The organism is Zobellia roscoffensis (genome assembly GCF_015330165.1).
In the GTDB taxonomy this organism is placed as follows: Bacteria; Bacteroidota; Bacteroidia; order Flavobacteriales; family Flavobacteriaceae; genus Zobellia; species Zobellia roscoffensis.
In genome coordinates this window covers 4242687-4266457 of record NZ_JADDXT010000002.1, presented here as the reverse complement: position 1 = coordinate 4266457, position 23771 = coordinate 4242687, and the positions used below count along the sequence as shown (strand labels likewise).

Genomic DNA, 23771 nt, shown 5'->3' with positions numbered 1-23771 from the left:
ACCAAAAACGAATTATTTTCAAAAAAAAATGAATTTTTCCTTGTAATAGGAATTGTGAGTAGTGAAAAGGATACTTAATTTAATGGAGGTTTACTATTGTCAGCGCCCCATTTATCCAGACTTTCTAAGATGTCTTTGAGTGATTTTCCTTTTTCTGTTAAACCGTATTCAACTTTTGGAGGAACCACGGGAAATACCTCTCTGATGACCAGTCCGTCTTTTTCTAGTTCACGTACAGTTTGAGTAAACATTTTATTTGATATTCCTGGAATTTTCTTCTGTAAAACGCCAGAACGTAATTGCCTATCAAGGAGATGAAAAAGAACAATTGGTTTCCACTTGGTACCGATTAAATTCATGGTGTGATCTAAAGGGCAGTAATTTTCGTTATTCATTTTAGGTACAAACTGTTGATAATTAGTAATTTACTCTTTTTGGTAACTATGTCACTTTTGGGTAAGTTATTGTCTGTAAGTCAAATATAGGTTTGTTTTGTAGTGTAAAACTAAAAATATGAACACAAATAAAGAGTATCCAAAATCATTTTCACATATTGGTATTACGGTTCCCAAATTAGAAGAAGCCGTTACATTTTATTCCGAAGTAATGGGGTGGTATGTGATAATGGCTCCATCAAAAGTTAAAAAAGAAAAAGAAACAGCCATTGGCCAGATGTGTATTGATGTTTTTGGTGAAGACTGGGAAGAATTTGAAATTGCCCACATGTCCACTTCCGATGGTATTGGAATTGAATTATTTTCATTTCCACAGGGGGGTAAAGAGGCACCAGATTTTAATCCGTTCAATACGGGACTATTCCATTTTTGCATACAAGACCCAAACATTGAAGATTTGGTTGATAAAATTGTAGCGCATGGCGGAAAGCACCGTATGCCTATAAGGTCTTATTATCCTAATGAAAAGCCCTATAGAATGTGTTATGTAGAAGACCCTTTCGGAATTGTTTTTGAAATCTATTCGCACAGTTATGAGTTGACGTATTCTTCCGGGGCATATACGGAGTAATTGAAACAAAATTTAAAATGAAAGCGACCAATACTCAAAAGAGTGTTGGTCGCTTTTTTATACTTTAAAAATTTCTCAAAAGTTAACTTCTCAATACTCAATACCCACAGCTACATCACTACCCACTACATCTAAAGCTCCTTCAACAAAACCACACCTTTTTTACCGGTAATAGAAATACGCCCCTGTGCATTTTTACCATAAACTGCTTTTATTTCCCGTAGTTTATCGCCTTTATCCAATATCTTGGAGTCTACGTCATGAAAGGATTTGGGTAAGCGCACCAGCCCTTCGGCGAGTACTGCTGTAAATTCATGAGGAAAATCGGAGATATTTAAGCTAACCTCAGAAGATTCTTGCTCTATTGCAATAATGGCATTGGGGTCCACTATTTTTTCCACTCTAAAATCTGATATTTTTAGAACTAAATCTATATCCTTGGCTAACCTTCTTAATTGAATAGTACTAAACTTGAGCATCCCGTAAAAAGTGCCTATTTCTTCTAAGTCTACTTCATCTTTGTTGGAATAGAACTCTAAGGAACCAACGGTATGCATGTCAATTTCACAGCCCGCACTATTCAATCGCATGGTCTTGGAATTGTTCATGTTAAGTCCGCCATTCTTTAGGTCTAGGTTGGCATAACTAATGTTTTTGGCTCTAAGCTTGCCATATTTTATACTAATATCGGCTTTGTTCAAGTCGTCATTTATCCACATATCACCATGCTGAACATCAGCCTTTAAAATACCCAGCCAATCTTCAATAAAAACATCACCGAACTTATTGATGATTTCCAATTCGGCCTTTTCGGGCATAAACACTTTGTAATCTATTTGAACATTGCTTCGGTCAAAATCAAACGGATTTGCCTTTTCAAAAAGGTTGGAAAAGAAGCCGTCATTATTCTCGCCAATTTCATAACTAACAGAAATAAAATCGTCACTATGCCTTAGAACGGGGTGTATGCGATCTAGAAGTTCTTGTGCATTATCGTGTTTTTTATGTGTAACGGTAATGTTTACGGTAATAGAAACCTCGTCTTTTGTCCACCCATAAATATTGATATTACCATATTTATTGTCTAAATGAATTTCTCCTGCATTGGTAAACCCGTAAGTCTTGGTTACCTTTTTAGACACTTTTTCCTGCGCCATGACCGGAAGGCCAAAGACCATCACCGCAGCGAAAAGGAGCAGTTTTTTATAAAGTATATCCATAATCGTCATCTTTTAATTTTGATTCGTTTAGCTGGTGCAATAGGTTCTCTATGAGTTCTATTCGCTTTCTATAATTAGAAACAATAGCCTCCAGTACTAGTTCGTTATCCAGGTTGTTCCTCATTTCTAACTTTAATTGTTCATACTCGGCATCCAGTTCATCCATAAAGGATAAAAACTCTTCTTTATCGGCCTCTGATAGTTCATCGTTATTCTTCACCAATTGAACCTGGTAGGACACCAAACCTTTGTAATGCATATCTATATCTTGTAGTTCCTTGGACACAAAGCTATTCTCGGTACTGGAATCATCAAGAAAAGAAACACCGATGAGACCGGAAATCCCCAAAATTATTAGGACGCTAGCGGCAATGCGGATCATAGGAGATTTCCAAAGTGGAACTACCTTTGGCTTCGCCGGTTCTAGCTGGGGCTCTATATTTGCCCACATTTTGCCTCGGTCTGCTTTATGGTCGTCAAACAGCGCCTTGTTCTCCCGGATGTGTTTTTCAAAATTGTCCATTATAATGTGTTTATAATTTCAACTAGTTTCTTTTTGGCCCTGTGGTATTGTGATTTTGAGGTGGATGTGGAAATACCCAGTACCTCACTTATTTCGTTGTGGTCATAACCTTCCAGTAAATACAGGTTAATTATTTGTTTATAGCCCAGGGGGAGCTTTTCAATTCCTGTTTTTACTTTTAAAATATCTACGGGATCTACTTTTTCATGTGCCTCGTCTTCCGTTAGGTGGTATTCATGATCGTCCATTGTGGCAAGCGGTAAACGCTTAACTTTTAAATGGTTGATGCTCTTATTGATTACAATCCGCTTTAGCCATGCCCCGAATGTAGACTCATACTTAAAGTTGTGCAGATTTTTAAAGGCATCTACAAAACTGTCCTGAACAATGTCTTCTGCATCCTCTTTGATTCCCAGAAATCGCATCCCAATATTGTACATAGCATCTACGTAGAGTTCATACAGTTGGTACTGTGAACTTCTATCGCCGGTCTTGCTGCTTTCAACAAGAGATTTATGCCTAAAACGAATATCGGTTTCCAATTAATTTAAGAGGGTTGATTATACTCTATAATTACATTTCACTAACAAAGACAAGCAAAAGTTGGGAGGGTTGCATTTGGTGTGAAATATTTTAAGACTAAGATATAAATATATAGTAGTTCTTTACTTTTACCGTAGATAAGCCTTACAACGTATTTTTTTTAGATAAAAAACTAAACATATGCAACCTTCTCAAAGTTTAGTTGTCAATAAGGGTGTTCATAAATCAAAACGAAAAAGTAAAATGATAAAAATTGAAAAGCACAAGGTTTGGCTGCGGCAATCAAAAGCCGTCTTAAGTCTACTATTATTACTTGTAAGTACGTGTGGTATAGCACAAGAAAATTATACTGTTAGTGGTAAGATAAGTGACAAAGAAGATGGTGAGACCTTATTTGGGGCTTCCGTGTTTCTAGAGGGAACAACCATTGGAGTGGTAACCAACGAGTACGGATTCTATTCCATTACGGCGCCAAAAGGAAACTACCGTTTGCTTATTTCTTATATGGGGTATTCTGAAGAGTACCAGGAAATTACTTTGGATAAAAACCAAAAACTAGATTTTGAGATTATGGCGGTGTCTACACAACTAGAAGAAGTAGTGGTCTCCGCAGACGAACCGGAAATGGCCGTTTTGCGAAAACCAGAAATGAGTGTTGCTAAAATGAATATTGCAACGGTAAAACAAATGCCTGTGGTTTTGGGTGAGGTAGATGTTTTAAAGTCATTGCAAATGCTGCCCGGAGTGACCAATAATGGGGAAGGAACTGGCGGTTTTCACGTACGTGGTGGTGCGGGAGACCAAAACCTGGTTCTTTTAGATGAGGCCATTATTTATAATACCTCGCATATGTTCGGTTTCTTTTCAGTGTTTAACGCTGATGCCATTAAGGATGTGAAATTGTACAAAGGGGGTATTCCTGCACGTTATGGGGGTCGAGTTTCTTCTGTGCTTGATGTGCGTCAAAAAGATGGCAATAATAAGCGGTTCGAAGCTACTGGGGGTGTTGGTATAATTTCAAGTCGCTTGGCTGTTGAAGGTCCTTTGTTCAAAGAAAAAGGGTCGTTTATTATTGCGGGAAGAAGGTCGTATGCAGATTTACTTTTAAAAGCGGCCGGTGAAGATAACAGTGTTAGTTTCTACGATTTAAACCTCAAAACCAATTACAAGATCAATACGAACAACAGGCTTTATCTTTCCGGTTATTTTGGTAGGGATGCTTTTGAATTGGGTGAAAATTTTAGTAGCAGCTATGGGAATTCAACCGGAAATCTGCGTTGGAACCATATTTTTAATGATAAACTTTTTTCAAACTTATCGGCTATATACAGTAAGTATGATTATGATTTAGGGATAACAACAGCGGAGTTCGATTGGGTTTCTTCTATTACCAATTACAATCTAAAATATGATCTAAAATACTATTTCAGTGACAAGTTTAAACTGGATTTTGGGGCTAGTGGTATTTATTATGATTTTGACCCTGGCGAGATTAGGCCTACCTCAGAGACATCAGCCGTTAACCCCTTAACCTTAGATCGTAAAAAGGCCGTGGAAAGTGGTGTATATGTAAATGCCGAACATAAATTAACAGAGAATTTAACCGCTCAGTATGGATTGCGCTACAGCGGATTTACTAGACTTGGAGGGCAAGCCATGGTAGATTATGCAAATGACCAACCTGTTGTTTACAATTCTACTTTGGGTATATATGAACGTGGAACCGAAGTAGGGGAGACAAATTATGAAAAAGGGGATGCCATAGAAACATTTGGAAACTTTGAACCCAGAGTATCATTGGCCTATACTCTAAATGATAATTCGTCATTAAAAGCAGGGTTTTCTAGGGTTGCTCAATACATTCATTTGCTTTCGAATACTTCTTCTGCTACTCCGTTGGATGTTTGGGCACCAAGTGGCCAGTTTATCAAACCACAATTATCCAATCAATATGCACTGGGGTATTTTAGAAATTTCAAGGACAAGGCATATTCCATGGAAGCGGAGGTCTATTTCAAAAACACGGACAATAGAATCGATTATATTGATGGGTCTAATTTAATAGGACAGAATACGATTGAAACAGAAATCTTAAGCGGAGAATCAAGAGCGTATGGTCTTGAACTTTTATTACGTAAAAACGAGGGTAAATTCACGGGGTGGATTGCGTATACCTTATCAAAGTCTGAACAACGCACTCCAGGAGGTAATGCCGGCGGATTAGGAATCAACAATGGTGAATGGTACAATACACCTTATGATAGAACTCATGACATTTCTATTTCCGGGTCATATAAATTGAATAATAAATGGAGCTTTAGTTCTAATCTCGTTTTTCAAACGGGAAGACCGGTTACGTATCCAAACGGGCAGTATGAATATGAAGGTATTTCTATTGCTAGTTATGCAGGCAGAAATTCGGATCGCCTACCTGCGTATCACCGGCTAGACTTATCTGTTAATTATAAACCAAACCGTAAGCCTGAGAGTAAATTTAAAGGGGAGTGGGTATTAGGTATCTATAATGCTTACAATCGTAAAAATGCAGCTTCTATTTCTTTTGGTCAGAATTTAGAAACTGGAGCCAACGAAGCTACTAGAACAGCCATTTTTGGCATCGTCCCTTCTTTAACCTATAACTTTAAATTTTAAAAAAATGCGTAATTATATAAAAATCACAGTATTGCTTTTAGTCTTGTCAATCTCTTGTACAGATGTTGTTGATGTAGACGTACAAGAAGCCCCAACACGTTTGGTAATTCAGGCCTCATTAGATTGGGAGAAAGGAACTATGGGCAATGAGCAAATGGTAAAATTGAGAAACTCTACCGAATTTTTTGATACCACCAGTAATACAGAGGTAACAGGCGCTTCTGTTTCTGTTACGAACGACACTAGCGGAGAAGAATTTATTTTTACCGATCAAAACAACGGCGAATACATTACTACTGAATTTGTACCTGTTTTAAATCAATCTTACACTCTTGAAGTTGTACATAATGGTGAAACCTACTCAGCTCAGGAAACATTGATGCCCGTTACCGAAATTACGGATTTGTACCAAGATAGAGAAGATGGTTTTGATAATGAAGAATTGGAATTACATGTTGAATTTACAGACCCTGTGGATGAAGAAAATTTCTATCTCTTTAAATTTCAAAGGCAAGGAGACCTGTTACCAGAATTTGAGGTGGGATACGATGAATTTGTAAACGGAAATGAAATCGATTGGTGGTATGAACAGGAAGAGGATGAAGACACTGATAAAATAGAGGTATTGGTTCCAGGCGATGTTGTAGCCATAGAAATGTATGGCATTTCTGAAGCATATTATGATTATATGGATATTCTAATTGACCAAATAGGAGGCGTTGGTATTTTTTCGGCAACACCAGTTTCCGTAAAGGGAAATTGTGTAAATCTAACCACTCCTGATAATTATGCACATGGGTACTTTCGGTTAACAGAGGTAAATAAAGCCAGTTATACGTTTGAGTGATTTGTGTTGGTATTAAGTAGTTAGTATGGAGTATAGAGAAGAAAGTATTGGGTCGTTGTTTGCAGTTTTAAAAGTTGGTACTGACGGGACAATTAAAATAAAAAAACTCAGGTAGAGCATTTTTATGATGGGCGTTTTTTAACTACTACTAACTACTAACTACTAACTACTAACTACTAACTACTAACTCTCACCACCAAACCACAAAAAACTTCTCAAACTCGGTATCGGATTTTTTCATCCAGAGCATGGGAGCATTTTCGTTAAGGGTTCTTAGGTTTACTTCCATTAGAGTTTCAAAGTGCGATGACCATCTTACCATTTTATGAGGTTCTATCACCCATTCGGATTTATAGGGGAGGTAGTATTTATGATTTCTGAACGCTGAATTTTCAAAATCAGTAAAACGAACCCAATAACCATAGATACAGTCTGTATTTAAAGGAGTGATATCAACATTCATATCGGTAAAAGGCATGAAAAGCTGGGCCTTATAGCACGCTTGATGCTCAATATCCTCATGGTTTATATTTCTTTCAGATAACGTTCTAATTCCATTTTCGGAATGAAGAAGAGGAAATTGTTTATCGCGTATTTTTTCCATTTTAGTATAGAACATATCCCTTCGGTTAGGTCCTATTAATCGGTGAATAGGTTCCGAAATGGTGGGGTCAATAATGTAAAATTTATAGGTGAGTTCTACATGTAGCAGTTTTTCTGTTTCTCTATTTTTTAGAATAAAATCGATTTCACCAATGGTTAGATTTCCATCTTTTACCGGTTGGTTGTGGAGCACAAGTTCGTAGGTGTTATTTCGTATTAACAGCTGTTCAAAAACATGTTCCATTTGATGACCTAACCGCATCTTTTTAAAAATGGGTTTAGGAAGGAACCTACTCATGTTGAGCTCAGGGAAAACAAACTGTTCTATTCCAAATTGCTCACCTATCCACAAAGCAGGTGTATTCAAAAATCCTAAGCATTGTTCTTTTATCATCTTTTACTCGATAATCGAGATTAAATGCTCCGAGGCTTGCCTCGAAATCAAGGTATATTTCTTTAAATGCCTCGCGGGCTTGCCCGGAGTTTACGAAGATATGTTCTCTAAACGGGCTGTCAAAAAAATAAACGGCACTTTGTAAGACTTTGATAGGAGTGGCATTTCTTGTGATTTAAATTGCTAAAACTTCTTTATATTGTAGTTTCATTTCTACAACAACTCACTAAAAAAGACAAATGAACTCGAATAGAAGAAATTTTCTAAAAAAATCGTCATTGGTAGGAGCAGGAATTGCTCTGGCTCCAAATATTTCTCAAGCTAATTTTTTAGGAACGGAGCGGCCATTTTCGTCGCAATATATGGGTGGCTTTAAGGCCCCTAAATTGGATAAGGTACGTTTTGCATTTATTGGTGTAGGCGCTAGAGGTTCAGGTCACGTAGAACAAATAGCGGCTATTGAAGGTACAGAGGTTGTTGCTATATCGGATTTATATGAAGATTTAGCTCAAAAATCTGCTGATGCCTGTAAGGAAGCTGGTAGAGGCCAAAGACATAAAAAGGTAAAGCTTTATACGGATGGAGAGAACGATTGGAAAAAAATGCTGGAAAAAGAAAAGCCAGACGCTGTTATTATAGCAACCCCTTGGAGTCTACATGCCCCAATGGCCATTGCAGCTATGAATGCCGGTGCTCATGCTTTTGTGGAAGTTCCTATTGCTTTAACTGTTGAAGAAATGTGGCAAATAGTAGACACCTCCGAAAAGACGAAGAAGCATTGTATGATGATGGAAAACGTTAACTACGGTAGAGATGAGTTGTTGTATCTAAATATGTGCCGTGAAGGCGTAATAGGTGAGCTGTTGCATGGCGAGGCATCCTATATTCACGAATTACGTTTTCAGATGATGGAAGAAGAACGTGGCACAGGTTCTTGGCGTACACCACATTATGCGCATAGAAATGGAAATTTGTACCCAACTCACGGTTTGGGTCCGGTAGCACAATACATGAACGTTGGCCGTACAGACGATAATTTTAAGTTTATGAATTCTTTTTCATCGCCTGCAAAAGGTCGTCAATTGTATGCAGAAAAGAACTTTTCTGAGAATCACAAATGGAATAAATTAGATTATAAAGGAGGTGATATCAATACTTCAATCATAAAAACTACTTTGGGTAGAACCATAATGGTACAATGGGATGAAACAAGTCCACGGCCATACACGCGTCATAATATGATCCAGGGGACAAAAGGTACTTTGGCCGGTTTTCCAACGCGTATTGCCATAGAAGGTGGAGTTGAAGGTGCAACCGAAGACCACCATCACTGGGCGGAAGGAGATGGCTTGACAAAGATCTATGAGAAATATGAACACCCATTGTATAAAAGAGTGGGAGACCTAGCTACTAAAATGGGCGGCCACGGAGGAATGGATTTTATGATGCTTTTCCGTATTGTAGAATGTTTGAGAAATGGAGAACCTTTAGATCAAAATGTATATGAAGGTTGTCTTTGGAGTGCGGTTTCACCTTTAAGCGAAGCTTCCGTAGCAGCAAATGGTGCACCTCAAGCATTTCCGGATTTTACTCGCGGTGCTTGGAAAACTACCGCTCCTTTGGGTATTATAAGTTAAGACACTTTTTTCTTCTAAGTAACAGGGCATCTGTGCTCTGTGTTTGGTAATAGCCTGTAACCGTTAACATTTCCTAAAAATGGAGGTGTTAACGGTTTTATTAAGTAATTTTATATAATGGCTATGAACACAAGAAAAGGGTTCCGGTTTTCAACGTATGAAGCACCGGAACAGACTCCCTTTGAAAAACTTTTCGATATTTTTCAAGAACTCATAACCCATACTTCGGGCGATTTTGATGAAGCCATAGATTGGCTGCGTGAATTGGATAAGGAGTATGAACTGACGGATGATGAATACACGATCGATGATTTCATAGAGGAGCTAAAAGCAAAAGGATACATTCAGGAAGAATTTGACGATGATGCTGCCGGTGGAGAAGGAGAAGAGGGCGATGAAAATGGTGGGAAAGGAAATATTTCTATTACGGCTAAAATGGAACGCCTTATTCGCCAACGTGCATTAGATCAGATTTTTGGTAAAATTAAACGTAGTGGTTCCGGAAATCACAAAACTGGTAAATCTGGACAAGGAGATGAACATACCGGCGATTTGCGAGAATACCGTTATGGTGATGGTTTAGAACATATTTCAATGACCGAGAGTCTCAAGAATGCCCAGATTAATCATGGAATGGGTAGCTTCACTTTAAATGAAGATGATTTAGTAGTTGAGGATACGCAGCATAAAGCACAGATGAGCACCGTTCTGATGATAGATATTAGCCACAGTATGATTCTGTATGGCGAAGATCGCATTACGCCTGCAAAAAAAGTGGCGATGGCATTGGCAGAGTTGATTACGACTCGCTATCCAAAGGATACTTTGGATATTTTGGTTTTTGGTAACGATGCTTGGCCTATTCCCATAAAGGACCTTCCGTACTTAAAGGTAGGGCCATATCATACCAATACGGTAGCTGGACTTCAATTGGCAATGGATATGTTGCGCCGTAAGCGGAATACCAATAAACAGATTTTTATGATTACGGATGGGAAGCCCAGTTGTTTACGGCTTCCTGATGGTACGTATTATAAGAATAGTGTAGGCCTGGATGATTATATTGTTGAGAAATGTTATAATATGGCACGGCAGGCACGGAAATTACACATCCCCATAACAACTTTTATGATTGCACAAGATGCTTATTTAATGCAGTTTATTCGTCATTTTACAGAAGCGAACAAAGGCAAGGCTTTCTTTACTGGATTAAAAGGTCTGGGTGAAATGATTTTTGAAGATTACGAGAGCAACAGGAAAAAAAGATTGAAATAAGAGATTCTACCTATGAAATTAGATAATAAAAAGATGCAAACGCTTGGCGAGTTAAAAGCTGCCGGATACCAGACCAAAAGCGTTAAGGATGAGTTACGTGACAATCTCATTCAAAAAATTAAAAAAGGAGAAGATGCGTTTACAGGCGTGTGGGGTTATGAAGATTCCGTAATTCCAGAACTGGAACGTGCGATTCTATCTCGGCATAACATCAACTTATTAGGGCTACGGGGGCAGGCAAAAACACGTTTGGCACATTTAATGGTCAATTTGCTGGATGAGTATATTCCTGTGGTAGAAGGTTCTGAAATTAATGATGACCCTATGAAACCCATGTCTAGATACGCCATGGAACTTATAAAAGAAAAGGGTGATGCCACTCCAATTTCTTGGTTACATAGACAAGAGCGTTTTGCAGAAAAATTAGCTACACCAGATGTTACGGTAGCGGATTTAATTGGTGATGTAGACCCTATAAAAGCGGCGAACCTTAAATTGTCGTATGCTGATGATAGGGTGATTCACTTTGGAATGATCCCACGGGCCAACCGTTGTATTTTTGTTATCAATGAGCTTCCGGATTTGCAGGCTAGAATTCAAGTTTCGCTATTTAATATTTTGGAGGAAGGCGATATTCAGATTCGTGGTTTTAAATTGCGTTTACCGTTGGATATTCAGTTTGTATTCACTGCTAACCCTGAAGATTATACCAACAGGGGAAGCATTGTAACGCCGTTGAAAGATAGAATCGGCTCTCAAATTTTAACGCATTATCCAGAGGATATTGAAACGGCTAGAAAAATTACGGAGCAAGAAGCACATCTTGATGCACGCCAAACAGATTCTGTTTATGTTCCAGATTTGGCGAAAGACTTGTTGGAACAGATTATTTTTGAAGCAAGAGATAGTGAGTATGTAGATGCTAAGAGTGGGGTAAGTGCCCGAACTAGTATTACGGCTTTTGAAAACTTGTTGAGTACTGCCGAAAGAAGAGCGTTATTGACAGATGCGGATAGCACAATGGTTCGCTTGAGCGATTTTATGGGTGTTATTCCTTCTATTACGGGTAAAATAGAATTAGTGTATGAAGGAGAACAAGAAGGAGCAGATGGCGTGGCTGAAATTTTGATTGATGATGCCGTTAAAAGTTTGTTTCCTCAATACTTCCCGGCTATAAACAAATTGGAAAGAAAAGATGCTCCATCTCCTTATGATGACTTATTAAGTTGGTTCTTTCAAGGGGAAGGTTTTGAACTTTTAGATGAGTTTACCGATGAGGAATATAAACGGACTTTAGATAGTATTCCTGAACTGAGTCAACTGGTAAAAGAACATCAACCAGATTTTCCAAAAGAAGATATATACTTCTTAAAGGAATTAGTTTTATGGGGATTGGTATCGCATAAAAAACTAAGCAAAAACAGATTTGCAGAAGGATATCAATTCAAAGACCTCTATGGTAGCTATATAGACGGTTTGTAAAAAAAATGGCATAAAAAGCAAAAAGCCCTTTCGTTAGGAAGGGCTTTTTTAATAGGCTCTTACGGGTTTTTATTCAATAACCCAAACGTCGTTATAGTGCGTTCTAAGATTGTCATCTTGGTCAATGTTCAATCCGCCGGAAATAAGTATTTTATTTTCAAATAACACAGAAGCGTGTCCTAATCTTCCAGTATAGGAATCGTTACCGTTCAGTTTATTCCATTGGGTTCCATTCTCTGAATACCACACATCTGCGAACGAAACAACATCTTGTTCCATCGTTTCTTGATTCGTTACAGCTTGCCAGCCACCAATGACCCACATTTTATTGTCATAAACCAATGAAGTGTGATTGGCACGAATTTCAAATACGGATTCAGTAGCTACTTCCGTCCAGTTAATACCATCGGTTGATGTATAAATGTCATTATAGAATGAAGGAGAAAAATCTTGAACTGAGGTTCCTCCCATTAAGTACATTTTACCATCAAATACAACAGTAGTGTGGTCTGTACGTGGAGAAAATTGCGTGCTTGAGGCAGCTTCTGTCCAAGTTATTCCATCTTCAGAATACCAAACGTCATTCATTTGTTCATTTACCTTAGTACCACCAATAACCCATAGCTTACCATCATAAACTACAGTAGAATGTCCTTCTCTAGAACCGAACGGACCGGATAAATCATTCTTAACCCAATCAATACCATTTGTAGAGGACCAGATATCACTAAAACCTCCACCAATAATCCAAAACTTATCTTTGAACACAATAGCGGTATGATTGTTTTTGCCAAAAAAGGCAAAAGGATTTTCAGCAATTAGTTCCCAAGTTTTCCCATCTATAGAAGACCAAACATCCTTGTAACTTGAATTGTCGTCTTGACCACCTATCAACCATAGTTTTCCGTCAAATTCGGTAATACTGTGGTTTCTTCTTTTGCTAAATTCTGCGTTAGTGGTAAGAGCTGATTCGGATAAAGCAAAGCCTTTCGTGCTAAAACTAAAAGTTTCGGTACTTTCGGTTTCACCTCCGTTAGCATCCATAGCAATCACTTTCCAGTAGTATACTTTGTTTCGGTTCAAACCTTCGGTTATGGAAAATTCGGTTGTTGTAAGATTTTCGGCAATAGTAGTTTCAGGAGATTCATTGGTATCTAAAAGTAGTTTATATGTAATATCATCGCCATCTTGATCCGTTGTAGCAGTCCATGTTAAAAGGGGATTTAATTCTGTGTCTGCGGCACCATTAACTAGAGCAGAGAGGTTAAATGCATTTGGAGGCTTGTTTCCGGATTTTTGTTCTTTTTCTTCAGGTTGCTCTGTGTCCGTTTCTGGTACATCAATTTCCAAATCGTCACTAGAACACGCACCAAATATTACTAAGGAAGCACTAACAAATAGTAGGTCTTTAAACTTCATGATAGGGATTTTAAGTTAGAAGTATATAACTAGCCGTTTTAAAAAAGATTTGAAGATTTAGACCAAGTGTTTCTTGTTATAGATGAACATCAATTAATATAGGAAGGGGAATGTGGTTAGTTAAAAATATAGGAAAAAGAATATAATGATTAACTAATTAATACTATTCGATATGGCTAAATACTTTGTTTAGAATAATAAATAAGTTATATTTGGTAAACCAGTTTGGTAAACCAATTAAATCAAGAAGAATTACTCAATATTCTTATCGATTTAAAGAATCAAATAGAACAAACGCTCTCAATACACTTGAATAATGAAAACTAGTTTATTAGTAATAAGTGCAGCTTTTTTATACTTTTCTTTTGCAAAAAAAACTAAAGAAGAAGGAACCTACGTAAAAGATATCACTGAACTGAATACAGCAATACATACCGCCAGTCCCGGTGATGAAATCATTATGGCTAATGGTAATTGGAATGATATACAAATAAAGTTTGTTGGTTATGGTAATGAGAAACAGCCTATTATTTTAAGAGCAGAAACTGCGGGCAAAGTGATTATTAGTGGTCAATCTGATTTAAAACTTGGGGGAGAGTACTTGATTGTTAGCGGCTTGTACTTTACCAATGGTGCATCTCCTTCTGATGCTGTTATAGATTTTGCAATTAACAAAGATACGGTTGCCAACCATTCTCGTGTTACTAATACAGTAATTTTAGACTTCAATAAAGCTCAAAGAAACCAAACGGATCTTTGGGTACTTTTTAACGGTCGTTACAACGAGTTGGACCATTGTTACATTGCCGGTAAATCTAACCGAGGACCTACGGTGAGGATTGATTTAGCAGGAAACAAAAGCATAAAGAATCATCACAAAATCCATGATAACTATTTTGGTCCAAGGCCTCCTAAAGGTGGTCCCAGCGCAGAAACCATACAACTAGGTAATAGTTATACCTCAATGGCTCCAAGCTATACGGTTGTATCAAATAATTTCTTTGATAGATGTAATGGGGAAGTAGAGATTATTTCTAGTAAAACAAACTTTAATGAATTTAGGAACAATGTCTTTTATAAGAGCGAAGGTTCTTTGGTAACGAGACATGGTAATTACTGTTTAATAGATGGAAATTATTTTATAGGCGATACTGATTCTGAGCAAATAGGAGGGGTTAGGCTGATTGGTACTGGTCATTGGGTCACAAATAATTACTTCTTTAATTTGAAAGGGAAGACTTTTAGAAGCCCACTTGCTGTGATGAACGGTATTCCAAAATCACCTCTTAATAGATATTTACAAGTAACGGACGTAGTGGTTGCCAATAACTCATGGATTAACTGTGATTCGCCGTGGCAGTTTGGAGTAGGGACAAATGTGGACCAAAAAGAAATTCTTCCGCTTTCTGAAATCCGGTCCGCTAGACCTATTCGTACAATTGTAGCCAATAATCTTATTTATAACGATAAGGGAGATCAGCAGCCTATTGTAGCTCACGACTCAATAGATGGAATTGATTTTGAAAACAATATAATCAATAACCAAGGTGTTTCGTTTGAAAAAGTATCAGGGTTGGAGGCTAAAGGCTTTACAGTTTCGGAATTGGAGGAAAACGTTTTTATTCCTGCAAGCGATATATCAGGTACGGAGCTATACAATGGTTTTGAATTTGACCAGATTAAAACGGATATCTTTGGAAATTTCAGGGAGGATAAAAATTCGGTGGGAGCGATAGTTGAAACGCCATCGGAAAAACCAAATCTTATGGATAGGTCACAATACGGTCCGGATTGGTTTACTTCTGAAGCGACAAATAGTGTTGTTAACAAAACTCATTCCGTAGGTTCGGTTTCTCAATTAACAAAAGCCATTCAAAAGGCAAAAAGTGGGGATACTATAGTTTTGACTTCAAATAGATATAAACTTAAAACGCCATTAAAGATTGAAAAGGACCTGACTATTCGGTCTGAGGATAAAAGTAAAAAAGCTATTATTCAATATAACGGGCAAGAAAAGACGCCAGCTTTTGAAATGAATCCAAAAGGAGAGCTTACTCTAATAGATTTAATTCTAAAAGGAACAGGTGAGCAGTATGCCTTTGCAAGTTTAAAGAACAATATGTCCAGTCTCTATAACCTATCGGTTGTGGATTCTAAAATATCTGATTTTGATTATGTGCTAAAAGCCTATAAACTTTCGTTCTCTGAGTACATTAAATTTAAATCTACTGCAATTACCAACTGTGCAAATGGTATAGAACTGTCTGAGGAAACTGATGATCGTGGTGAATACAATGCCGAGAATATTTTAATTAATGCATGTCAATTTAAAGAAGTAGGCAAAAATGTAATTGATTACTACAGGGGCGGCTATGACGAATCTACAGTGGGGGGAAATTTAGTGGTAACCAACAGTAGCTTTACAAAATGCGGTGCACAAGAAGAAGATGGAGTTTTGCTAAATACCTATGGAATTATAAATGTGGAGCTTTCAGGAAATAAATTTCTAGATAATCCGGTAAAATTTGTTGCCCGTCTTTGGGGAGCAAAAAACAACACACATTCAAATAACGAGATCAAAAACTCAGGTGAGCTGATTGTAGAGGAGAATCTTCCGCTTAAACTTATGTATTAAATCAGTCTCAATATTAATGGTTTATTGTGAATCGTGCACACATACAATTCTCTTTTGAATAGTTCTTAGGATATATGGATTTACTGCAATAGCAGAATTACCGTAGTTAGAATTGTTAAATTATCAGTTTCAACAATAAGTAATCGGTCAATATGAATAATATTGACCGATTTTATGTTAAAAATTTGTGTGCTTAACAAATATGCGTATTTTTGGTAAACCAGTTTGGTAAACCAATTATTACATATGAAACACTTAAGTGAAATTTTATCGTTAATTATAATTACAGTTACCTGCTCTTTGGCTACTGCCCAACAAATAGAAACAGTAAAAAGTGTAGAAGAATTTGAAGAAGCACTTCAAAATGTACAACCTGGAGAAAGTATTGTTCTTGCTAATGGCGTATGGACGGATGCAGAGCTTTTATTTGAAGCTAATGGTACTGCTGAAAAACCAATAACACTTACCGTTGAAGAAAAAGGAAAGGTTACCCTAGAAGGAGCTTCTAATCTAAGAATTGCAGGAAATCATCTAATTGTTAGAGGTCTCGTTTTTAAAAATGGATACACGCCAACTAATGCCGTGATTTCTTTTAGGAAGAGTAGAGAAGAAATGGCAAATAATTCTAGATTAACAGAATGTGTTATTGATAATTTTAATAACCCAGAACGTCAAGTACAGGATTATTGGGTTACGATTTATGGCAAAAATAACAGAATAGACCACAACCATATTGTAGGTAAAAAGAACCTAGGTGTTACTATGATTGTAGGTCTGGATACTGAAGATAGTAGAGAGAACAATCATAAAATAGACCACAACTATTTTGGACCTCGTCCTACTTACGGGAACAACGGAGGTGAAACGTTAAGAATAGGAACCAGTCACCATGCATTAGAAAATTCCAACACTTTAGTGGAATCCAACTACTTTGATAGAACGAATGGAGAGCACGAAATCATATCAAATAAATCTTGTCAGAATACCTTTAAGTACAACACATTTTTTGAGTGTACAGGAACATTAACCATGCGACACGGAAATGAAACCTTGGTAGACGGAAACGTATTTATAGGCAATGGAAAACCAAGTACAGGAGGTGTTCGAGTAATTAATGAAACACAAACGGTTACTAATAATTATCATATTGGTTTAACCGGTTACCGTTTTAGGGGTGCATTTGTCATGATGAACGGAGTGCCAGATTCTCCGCCAAACCGCTATGTACCCGTAATTAATTCTAAGGTGAACAACAACACTTTTGTAAATTGCGATAATATTCTTTTTGGTGCTGGTAGTGATGAAGAACGAAGTCAGGCACCAAGAACATCTGAATTTTCGGAGAATATTATTTACAATGAAACTAAGAAAGACATCTTTACTATTGATGATGATATTAGCGGGATTATCTTTAAGAATAATATTTTAGGAAAAAACTCTGAAACCAGTATTCAGAAAGGCTTTAAAAATGCGGATATTAAATTGGTAAAAAATGAGCAAGGGTTTTTGATTCCTACTTCCAAAAAAATAAAGAATAAGGTCACCATTAGTCCAAAGATTGCAACTAAAGAGAATACAGGTACAACTTGGTATTCCAAAGCAGACAATAGTGTAGCATTAAATTCAGGTAAAACGATAAAAGTAAAAGCTGGAATCAATACTTTGTTTGATATCGTAAAAAAATCGGAAGCAGGTGATATCATTGAATTAGAAGAAGGTGGTATATACTTACTAACAAAAGCTGTAAAAATAAATCATCCGCTTACTTTTAAAACAAAAGAAGCAAAAAAAGCAACCATTTTGTTCGAAAGAATGATGGCTTTTGAGATTCAAAACGGCGGAAGCTTATCTTTAGATAATATTACTTTTGATGGTGCTAAATCTCCTGATTACGCAGGTAATTCAGTTATTAGTACAAGTAAGAATTCCATGAATGACAACTACAAATTATTCATTAATAATTGCGAGTTTAAAGATTTGGTCGTAAACCATTCTTTTGATGTGCTACGGGTTTCAAAAGGCACGTTTGCAGATACCATAAGCATTCAAAATTCGACATTTAAAAAGATTACGGGTAGCATCGCAGCACTAGATAAGGAGACGGATGATATTGGTGCGTATAACGTTGAGTACTTCATCATGAAGAACAATACCATAAGCGAACTACAAGGAGCGGCATTACGCTTGTATAGAGGAGGCAAGGATGAAAGTACTTTTGGGCCTTTCCTAGAAGTTGATCACAATGTGTTTGATAATGTAGGTTTTGGAAAGAAAAACAAATACAAATCTGCTATCTCTTTATATGGCGTGCAGGAAACAGATATTAAGAACAATATTTTTAAAGATAGCAAAGCCATTGAAATGCATTTGGTAGTGGGCGAGCCCATAGTTAAAGTACGTAATAATGCGCTAAGCAATTCAGATGAAATGGTTGTAACAGGAGATCAGAAGTATTTTGTAGAAAACCAGTGGGATTTAGCCCCAAAATTCACCGATGGCTCTTATTCTTTAAGTGCAGATTCTCCCCTAAAAGGAAAAGCTACGGACGGCAGTGATTTAGGAGTAAAATAGGAGTGAAGTGAATTGAGAAAACAAACTCAACTATTGTTTATTTCCGTAGTTTATAAAATTGATAAAGCTGAGCACTCCTTCGTTAACTTACGAATAGTGCTCAGCTTTTGTTTTAAACTTGATAAGCTGGAAGGTTGAAGATAAAAGAACTTCCTTCTTTAGGTTTGCTCAACACGGTAATAGTGGTGTCATGTAAATCCATTATCTTTTTAACTATGGCCAAACCAAGGCCATAACCTTGCTTTTTAGCACTTTTATCTACCTGTTTGTAACGGTCAAATATAAAAGGCTGTTCATTTACAGGAATTCCGGTACCAGTATCAGTTATGTTGATTTCAACATTTTTTCCTTTCTTTTGAAGTGATAGCGTAACCTTTCCATTCGCTTGGGTGTACTTAAGTGCATTTTCAATCAGGTTCTGTAAAGCTCTTTCCACAAGACTAACATCTGCAAAGACCATACAGTTTTCTTCAGGATTGTCTAGTTGAAGGTTAATTTGCTTCTGTTCTGCCAACACTCTAAACTTCGCAATCAAATCATGAGAAAGTTCTGTAATGGAAAACGGTTCTTTTACAGGTGTTACTTGTTCGGCCTCTAATTTAGAATATTCAAAAAGTTGATTGATCAAGTTGGAAAGCTTATCTACGTTATCATGAGTAATTTGAAGATATTCTTGCTTTTGAATTTCGGAAAGTGAATCGTTTTTAATCTGTAAAGTTTCAATATAACCTTTTAAAATAGCCAAGGGAGTCCTAAGGTCGTGGGAAACATTGGCAATTAATTCCCTTCGTAACAAATCAATAGATTGCATTTTATCCATATTCCCAACAATACTATCGGCCATTTCATTAAATGAGTTTGCAAATACTTCAATATCCGATTTTTCAGGATTTACTATTCGTGCTTGTAAATCTCCATCATGGAATTTCCGAACCGTTTTTGTAATTAAACGCAAATTTTTGGTTAAGAACCAAATAGCAATAAGGCCAATAATCAGAGAAAAAAGCATGGTCAATAAGGTTGCACCAATTCCTAATTTGGTGAAATATTGACTTAATAGGTTATCACTTACTTCTTGGAATTTTTCGCCGGCAAGAACAATATAAACAAATCCGTTACGACCATCAACAGAGTAAGGAGCAGCAGAAAATATCTTTTGCTCTCCAATATTTCTAGGGTCATCACCTAAAACAAAACGTTCCCCTTTATTTTTAATGAAGAATTCTATAGGCGTTAAAGAAACACTTTTGATAGAACTTTTATCACCATGATCTAATACTACGGAATACAAAACTTCTCCAGTTTCATTCAATAAATAGACTTCAATACTCTGGTTTACGGCCATCATATCGTGCATCAAGTCACCAAAAAGAGGCTTGTTTACACTGCCGTCTTCAAGAAATGGTGAGGCGTCTTTAAACTTTTCGGCTATAACGTGATGGGCAACATCAGCATTAAGGCGTTGCGTAGTCTCTTGGCTATATTTATTGGCAAAATAGCCTGTAATAAATATGAATGAAGCCCCCATCAATAAGACAAGAAGGATAAAGGCCAACCAAAGTTTTTTAATTAGCTTGGGCGTTAATGTTTTTTCTTTTTGACTCATAATGAAATGTCTTCGTTAAACTTGTAACCCACACCCCAAGTCGTAAGAATAAAGGTAGGATTTGCCATGTCAGATTCAATTTTAGCTCGTAGACGATTAATATGAGAATTGACCGTATGTTCATAACCCTCAAAATTATAACCCCAAATCATGTTCAAGAGTTCGGTTCTTGAGTAGTTTCTTCCTGGATTGGAAGCCATTAAAACCAGAAGTTCAAATTCCTTTGGAGACAGTTCAACTTTAGAATCATTTAAAAGCACTTTCCGTTTGTCGATGTCTATAAATAGACCTTCACATTCAATAGTTGCCGTGTTTTCCGCTTTAGTTTGCTGTGCGTCCGTACGTCTCATAACTGCTTTAATACGAGCCAATAACTCACGTATACTAAAGGGTTTTGTGATATAGTCATCCGCACCAATTTCTAGTCCTAAAACGCGATCTATCTCTTCCGATTTTGCGGTAAGCATAATTACCGGTGTATTCTTTTCGACTCTTAGTTTTTTGCAAATTTCAACCCCATCCATACTTGGTAAGGTTAGATCTAATAGTATAAGGTCATAATCATTATTCAACGCCATTAATAAGCCTTCAGCACCATCCATGGCTTTTGAAGTTTTATAAATGAGATCAGTAAGGTGGATTTCTAACAGTTTGATGATTTCTGGATCATCTTCTATAATTAATATTTCTTTCATAATTCTGAGTACGAATGACGTTAAAAAGTATCACATAGTTATCACAAAGAATCTAAATTAGATAAAGGGAAGACATTGGTCTATAATAACCTTTGAAACCCTAAAATTATTGATAACCTGACGTTTAAGTCGTAAAAGTTCACAAAAGTATCACGGAATTAAAGGAAAAGTTTAGCTTTCTGTGACTTTTCCTTTCAATATAACAATTAGTTTGGGTACAACTTAAAAACACGTTATTATGGAAAGAAAACTACTTTTTAATTTGAATGCGAACAACAGATCACTTTTGTATTGGTCTGCACTCTTGCTGACTTTAGTGATGTTTTTCATCTCACCAACAATTTTAGCAAATGATACTACTGAAGCATCCGAAGGAGGAGAAATTAGCGGAGGTCCTTTTATGTTTTGCGTTGGAGATAAATATCCAGACCACGTTTCCGGGGTAGAAGTCTCTGGAAATAACGGAGAAAACTCACAATGGGTCGTGACTGATGAGGCGGGTAACATATTAGGATTGCCACCAAAACCGGAAGCTGTTAATTTTGACGGTGCGGGAGCAGGAACATGCTTGATATGGCATTTAAGCTATACCGATGGCTTGGAAGGCTTGGCAGATGGCATGAATGTTTCTGGGTTGGAAGGTGAATTCAGTTTTTCCAATTCTGTTACCGTGTATCGGAACCAGCCAGACGGAGGTACATTAACAGGTGGCCCATTCGAATTTTATGTAGATGGCACTCCGGATATGGTCAGCGGAATCGCCGTTACGGGAAAACGTTCAGGCAAGAACAGCACCTTTGTCATTACCGATGAGGAAGGGAAGATATTGGGAATCCCACCATCCATGGCCGCAGTTGAAGGTGTAGACTTTGATGGAGCGGGAGCGGGCACTTGCCTAATCTGGCATTTACGTTATGAGGACGGACTTCAAGGTGCTGAGATGGGCCTTAATGCCAATGACCTTGTAGGGTGTTATGACCTGTCCAATCCAATAGAAGTGGTGCGAAAGGAGAAAATGGTGGTCAATGCCGGGGAGCTTTCCGGTGGTCCTTTTTATTTCTGTGTGGACGGAACTGAGGATATGGTCTCTGGAATCAGCATGGGCGGTGACGCCATGGGAAGCAACAGTTCCTTTGTTATTACGGATGATGCCGGAAAGATACTGGGGCTTCCACCAACCATGGATGCCGTTGAAGGCGTAAACTTCGATGGAGCGGGAGCAGGTACTTGTTTGATCTGGTATTTGAGATATGAAGATGGACTGGAAGGCGCGGAAATGGGAATGAACGCCCACGACTTAAAAGGGAACTTCGATTTATCGAATTCAATTATGGTCGTCCGCACGGAAACCGATGCTGGTACATTAACAGGTGGCCCATTCGAATTTTATGTAGATGGCACCCCCGATATGGTCAGTGGAATTGCCGTTACGGGAAAGCGTTCCGGTAAGAACAGCACATTTGTCATTACCGATGAAGCAGGGAAGATATTGGGAATCCCACCATCCATGGCCGCAGTTGAAGGTGTAGACTTTGATGGAGCTGGAGCGGGCACTTGCCTAATCTGGCATTTACGTTACGAGGACGGACTGGAAGGTGCTGAGATGGGGCTGAACGCCAATGACCTTGTAGGGTGTTATGACCTGTCCAATCCAATAGAAGTGGTGCGAAAGGAGAAAATGGTGGTCAATGCCGGGGAGCTTTCCGGTGGTCCTTTTTATTTCTGTGTGGACGGAACTGAGGATATGGTCTCTGGAATCAGCATGGGCGGTGACGCCATGGGAAGCAACAGTTCCTTTGTTATTACGGATGATACAGGGAAGATATTAGGGCTTCCGCCAACTATGGAAGCTTTGGAAGGTGTAAACTTTGATGGAGCGGGAGCAGGAACATGTTTGATCTGGTATTTGAGATATGAGGATGGACTGGAAGGCGCGGAAATGGGAATGAACGCCCACGACTTAAAAGGGAACTTCGATCTATCCAATTCAATTATGGTCGTCCGCACGGAAACCGATGCGGGTACATTAACAGGTGGCCCATTCGAGTTTTATGTAGACGGTACTCCGGATATGGTGAGCGGAATTACCGTTACGGGAAAGCGTTCCGGTAAGAACAGCACATTTGTCATTACCGATGAAGCAGGGAAGATATTGGGAATCCCACCATCCATGGCTGCAGTTGAAGGTGTGGACTTTGATGGAGCGGGAGCGGGCACTTGTCTGATCTGGCATTTACGTTATGAGGACGGACTGCAAGGCGCCGAGATGGGTCTTAATGCCAATGACCTTGTAGGGTGTTATGACTTGTCCAACCCTATAGAAGTGGTACGAAAGGAGGTTCCGGTTACAGAAATGACTTCAAAAGCTTACCCAATACCAGCTACCGATGTTTTAACTGTTTCCTTACCCGAATTTACTGCACCAAACGTTGCAGTTTCATTATTTGACGTTGCAGGCAATCCTGTAAAAAGCGAAATGAGTTCGGTAGAGGATAAACAAATTGCTCTCAATGTGCAATCGGTGCCGGGAGGTTTATATCTTCTGCGAATTAGCCAGCCAAATGGTAAAACAATTACAAAAAAGATTGTAATAAAATAACCATAAGATTGTCATGAGGTTTTGAACGATTTCTCAATTGTTCA

General features: G+C 37.8%; 17 protein-coding genes. 9 read left to right on the top strand and 8 right to left on the bottom strand.

All coding sequences use genetic code 11. The features are described 5' to 3' along the window. Positions 1–74 precede the first annotated feature (74 nt). Positions 75–395 (bottom strand): winged helix-turn-helix transcriptional regulator, encoded by a 321-nt coding sequence (locus IWC72_RS17320; RefSeq protein ID WP_194530653.1) that lies wholly within the window; start codon positions 393–395, stop codon positions 75–77. 118 nt (positions 396–513) lie between these two features. On the opposite strand from IWC72_RS17320, the gene IWC72_RS17315 reads away from it, so the two are divergent. Beyond that, positions 514–1026 (top strand): lactoylglutathione lyase family protein, encoded by a 513-nt coding sequence (locus IWC72_RS17315; protein ID WP_194530652.1) that lies wholly within the window; start codon positions 514–516, stop codon positions 1024–1026. Positions 1027–1157: 131 nt separating this feature from the next. On the opposite strand, the gene IWC72_RS17310 is transcribed toward IWC72_RS17315, so the two are convergent. From IWC72_RS17310 to IWC72_RS17300, 3 genes are read right to left on the bottom strand one after another with little or no spacing between them, the layout of a single operon-like run. Next, a complete protein-coding gene (locus IWC72_RS17310) occupies positions 1158–2246 on the bottom strand; it encodes a hypothetical protein (protein ID WP_194530651.1) in 1089 nt (362 codons plus the stop codon). Further along, positions 2230–2769, bottom strand: a complete 540-nt coding sequence (locus IWC72_RS17305) for a hypothetical protein (protein ID WP_194530650.1) — start codon at positions 2767–2769, stop codon at positions 2230–2232. The genes IWC72_RS17310 and IWC72_RS17305 overlap by 17 nt, the downstream gene beginning before the upstream one ends. Next, positions 2769–3311, bottom strand: a complete 543-nt coding sequence (locus IWC72_RS17300) for an RNA polymerase sigma factor (RefSeq protein ID WP_194527432.1) — start codon at positions 3309–3311, stop codon at positions 2769–2771. Before IWC72_RS17300 ends, IWC72_RS17305 begins: the two co-directional genes overlap by 1 nt. 244 nt (positions 3312–3555) lie before the next feature. Here IWC72_RS17300 and IWC72_RS17295 point away from each other — a divergent pair, with 244 nt between their 5' ends. Both IWC72_RS17295 and IWC72_RS17290 read left to right on the top strand, forming a co-directional pair. Beyond that, positions 3556–5964 (top strand): TonB-dependent receptor, encoded by a 2409-nt coding sequence (locus IWC72_RS17295; protein ID WP_194530649.1) that lies wholly within the window; start codon positions 3556–3558, stop codon positions 5962–5964. A gap of 4 nt (positions 5965–5968) precedes the next feature. After that, complete coding sequence (locus IWC72_RS17290; RefSeq protein WP_194530648.1) at positions 5969–6811, top strand: DUF4249 family protein; 843 nt, start codon at positions 5969–5971, stop codon at positions 6809–6811. Positions 6812–7001: 190 nt separating this feature from the next. Here the strand turns inward: IWC72_RS17290 and IWC72_RS17285 are convergent, their stop codons facing one another. Next, positions 7002–7808: a DUF1853 family protein gene (locus IWC72_RS17285; RefSeq protein ID WP_194530647.1), complete on the bottom strand. Its 807-nt coding sequence runs from the start codon at positions 7806–7808 to the stop codon at positions 7002–7004. A gap of 239 nt (positions 7809–8047) precedes the next feature. Here IWC72_RS17285 and IWC72_RS17280 point away from each other — a divergent pair, with 239 nt between their 5' ends. From IWC72_RS17280 to IWC72_RS17270, 3 genes are all read left to right on the top strand, one after another. After that, positions 8048–9445 (top strand): Gfo/Idh/MocA family protein, encoded by a 1398-nt coding sequence (locus IWC72_RS17280; RefSeq protein ID WP_194530646.1) that lies wholly within the window; start codon positions 8048–8050, stop codon positions 9443–9445. A gap of 117 nt (positions 9446–9562) precedes the next feature. Further along, a complete protein-coding gene (locus IWC72_RS17275) occupies positions 9563–10720 on the top strand; it encodes a vWA domain-containing protein (RefSeq protein ID WP_194530645.1) in 1158 nt (385 codons plus the stop codon). A 12-nt stretch (positions 10721–10732) separates the two neighbouring features. Continuing rightward, positions 10733–12202: an AAA family ATPase gene (locus IWC72_RS17270; protein ID WP_194530644.1), complete on the top strand. Its 1470-nt coding sequence runs from the start codon at positions 10733–10735 to the stop codon at positions 12200–12202. 69 nt (positions 12203–12271) lie between these two features. Here IWC72_RS17270 and IWC72_RS17265 read toward each other — a convergent pair whose 3' ends face one another. Beyond that, complete coding sequence (locus IWC72_RS17265; RefSeq protein WP_194530643.1) at positions 12272–13621, bottom strand: Kelch repeat-containing protein; 1350 nt, start codon at positions 13619–13621, stop codon at positions 12272–12274. A 316-nt stretch (positions 13622–13937) separates the two neighbouring features. Here IWC72_RS17265 and IWC72_RS17260 point away from each other — a divergent pair, with 316 nt between their 5' ends. Both IWC72_RS17260 and IWC72_RS17255 read left to right on the top strand, forming a co-directional pair. Continuing rightward, positions 13938–16256 (top strand): chondroitinase-B domain-containing protein, encoded by a 2319-nt coding sequence (locus IWC72_RS17260; RefSeq protein WP_194530642.1) that lies wholly within the window; start codon positions 13938–13940, stop codon positions 16254–16256. A 246-nt stretch (positions 16257–16502) separates the two neighbouring features. Further along, positions 16503–18827, top strand: a complete 2325-nt coding sequence (locus tag IWC72_RS17255; RefSeq protein ID WP_194527423.1) for a polysaccharide lyase 6 family protein — start codon at positions 16503–16505, stop codon at positions 18825–18827. Between the two features lie 112 nt (positions 18828–18939). Here the strand turns inward: IWC72_RS17255 and IWC72_RS17250 are convergent, their stop codons facing one another. Together IWC72_RS17250 and IWC72_RS17245 are read right to left on the bottom strand one after the other, a co-directional pair. Then, positions 18940–20433 carry a sensor histidine kinase gene (locus IWC72_RS17250; protein WP_194527422.1) on the bottom strand — a complete coding sequence of 498 codons (1494 nt, stop codon included), beginning with the start codon at positions 20431–20433 and terminating at the stop codon, positions 18940–18942. Then, entirely contained in the window at positions 20430–21128 is a 699-nt protein-coding gene (locus IWC72_RS17245; RefSeq protein ID WP_194530641.1) for a response regulator transcription factor, read from the bottom strand. Before IWC72_RS17245 ends, IWC72_RS17250 begins: the two co-directional genes overlap by 4 nt. A gap of 238 nt (positions 21129–21366) precedes the next feature. Here IWC72_RS17245 and IWC72_RS17240 point away from each other — a divergent pair, with 238 nt between their 5' ends. Then, complete coding sequence (locus IWC72_RS17240; protein WP_194530640.1) at positions 21367–23727, top strand: T9SS type A sorting domain-containing protein; 2361 nt, start codon at positions 21367–21369, stop codon at positions 23725–23727. The last annotated feature ends 44 nt before the right edge of the window (positions 23728–23771 follow it).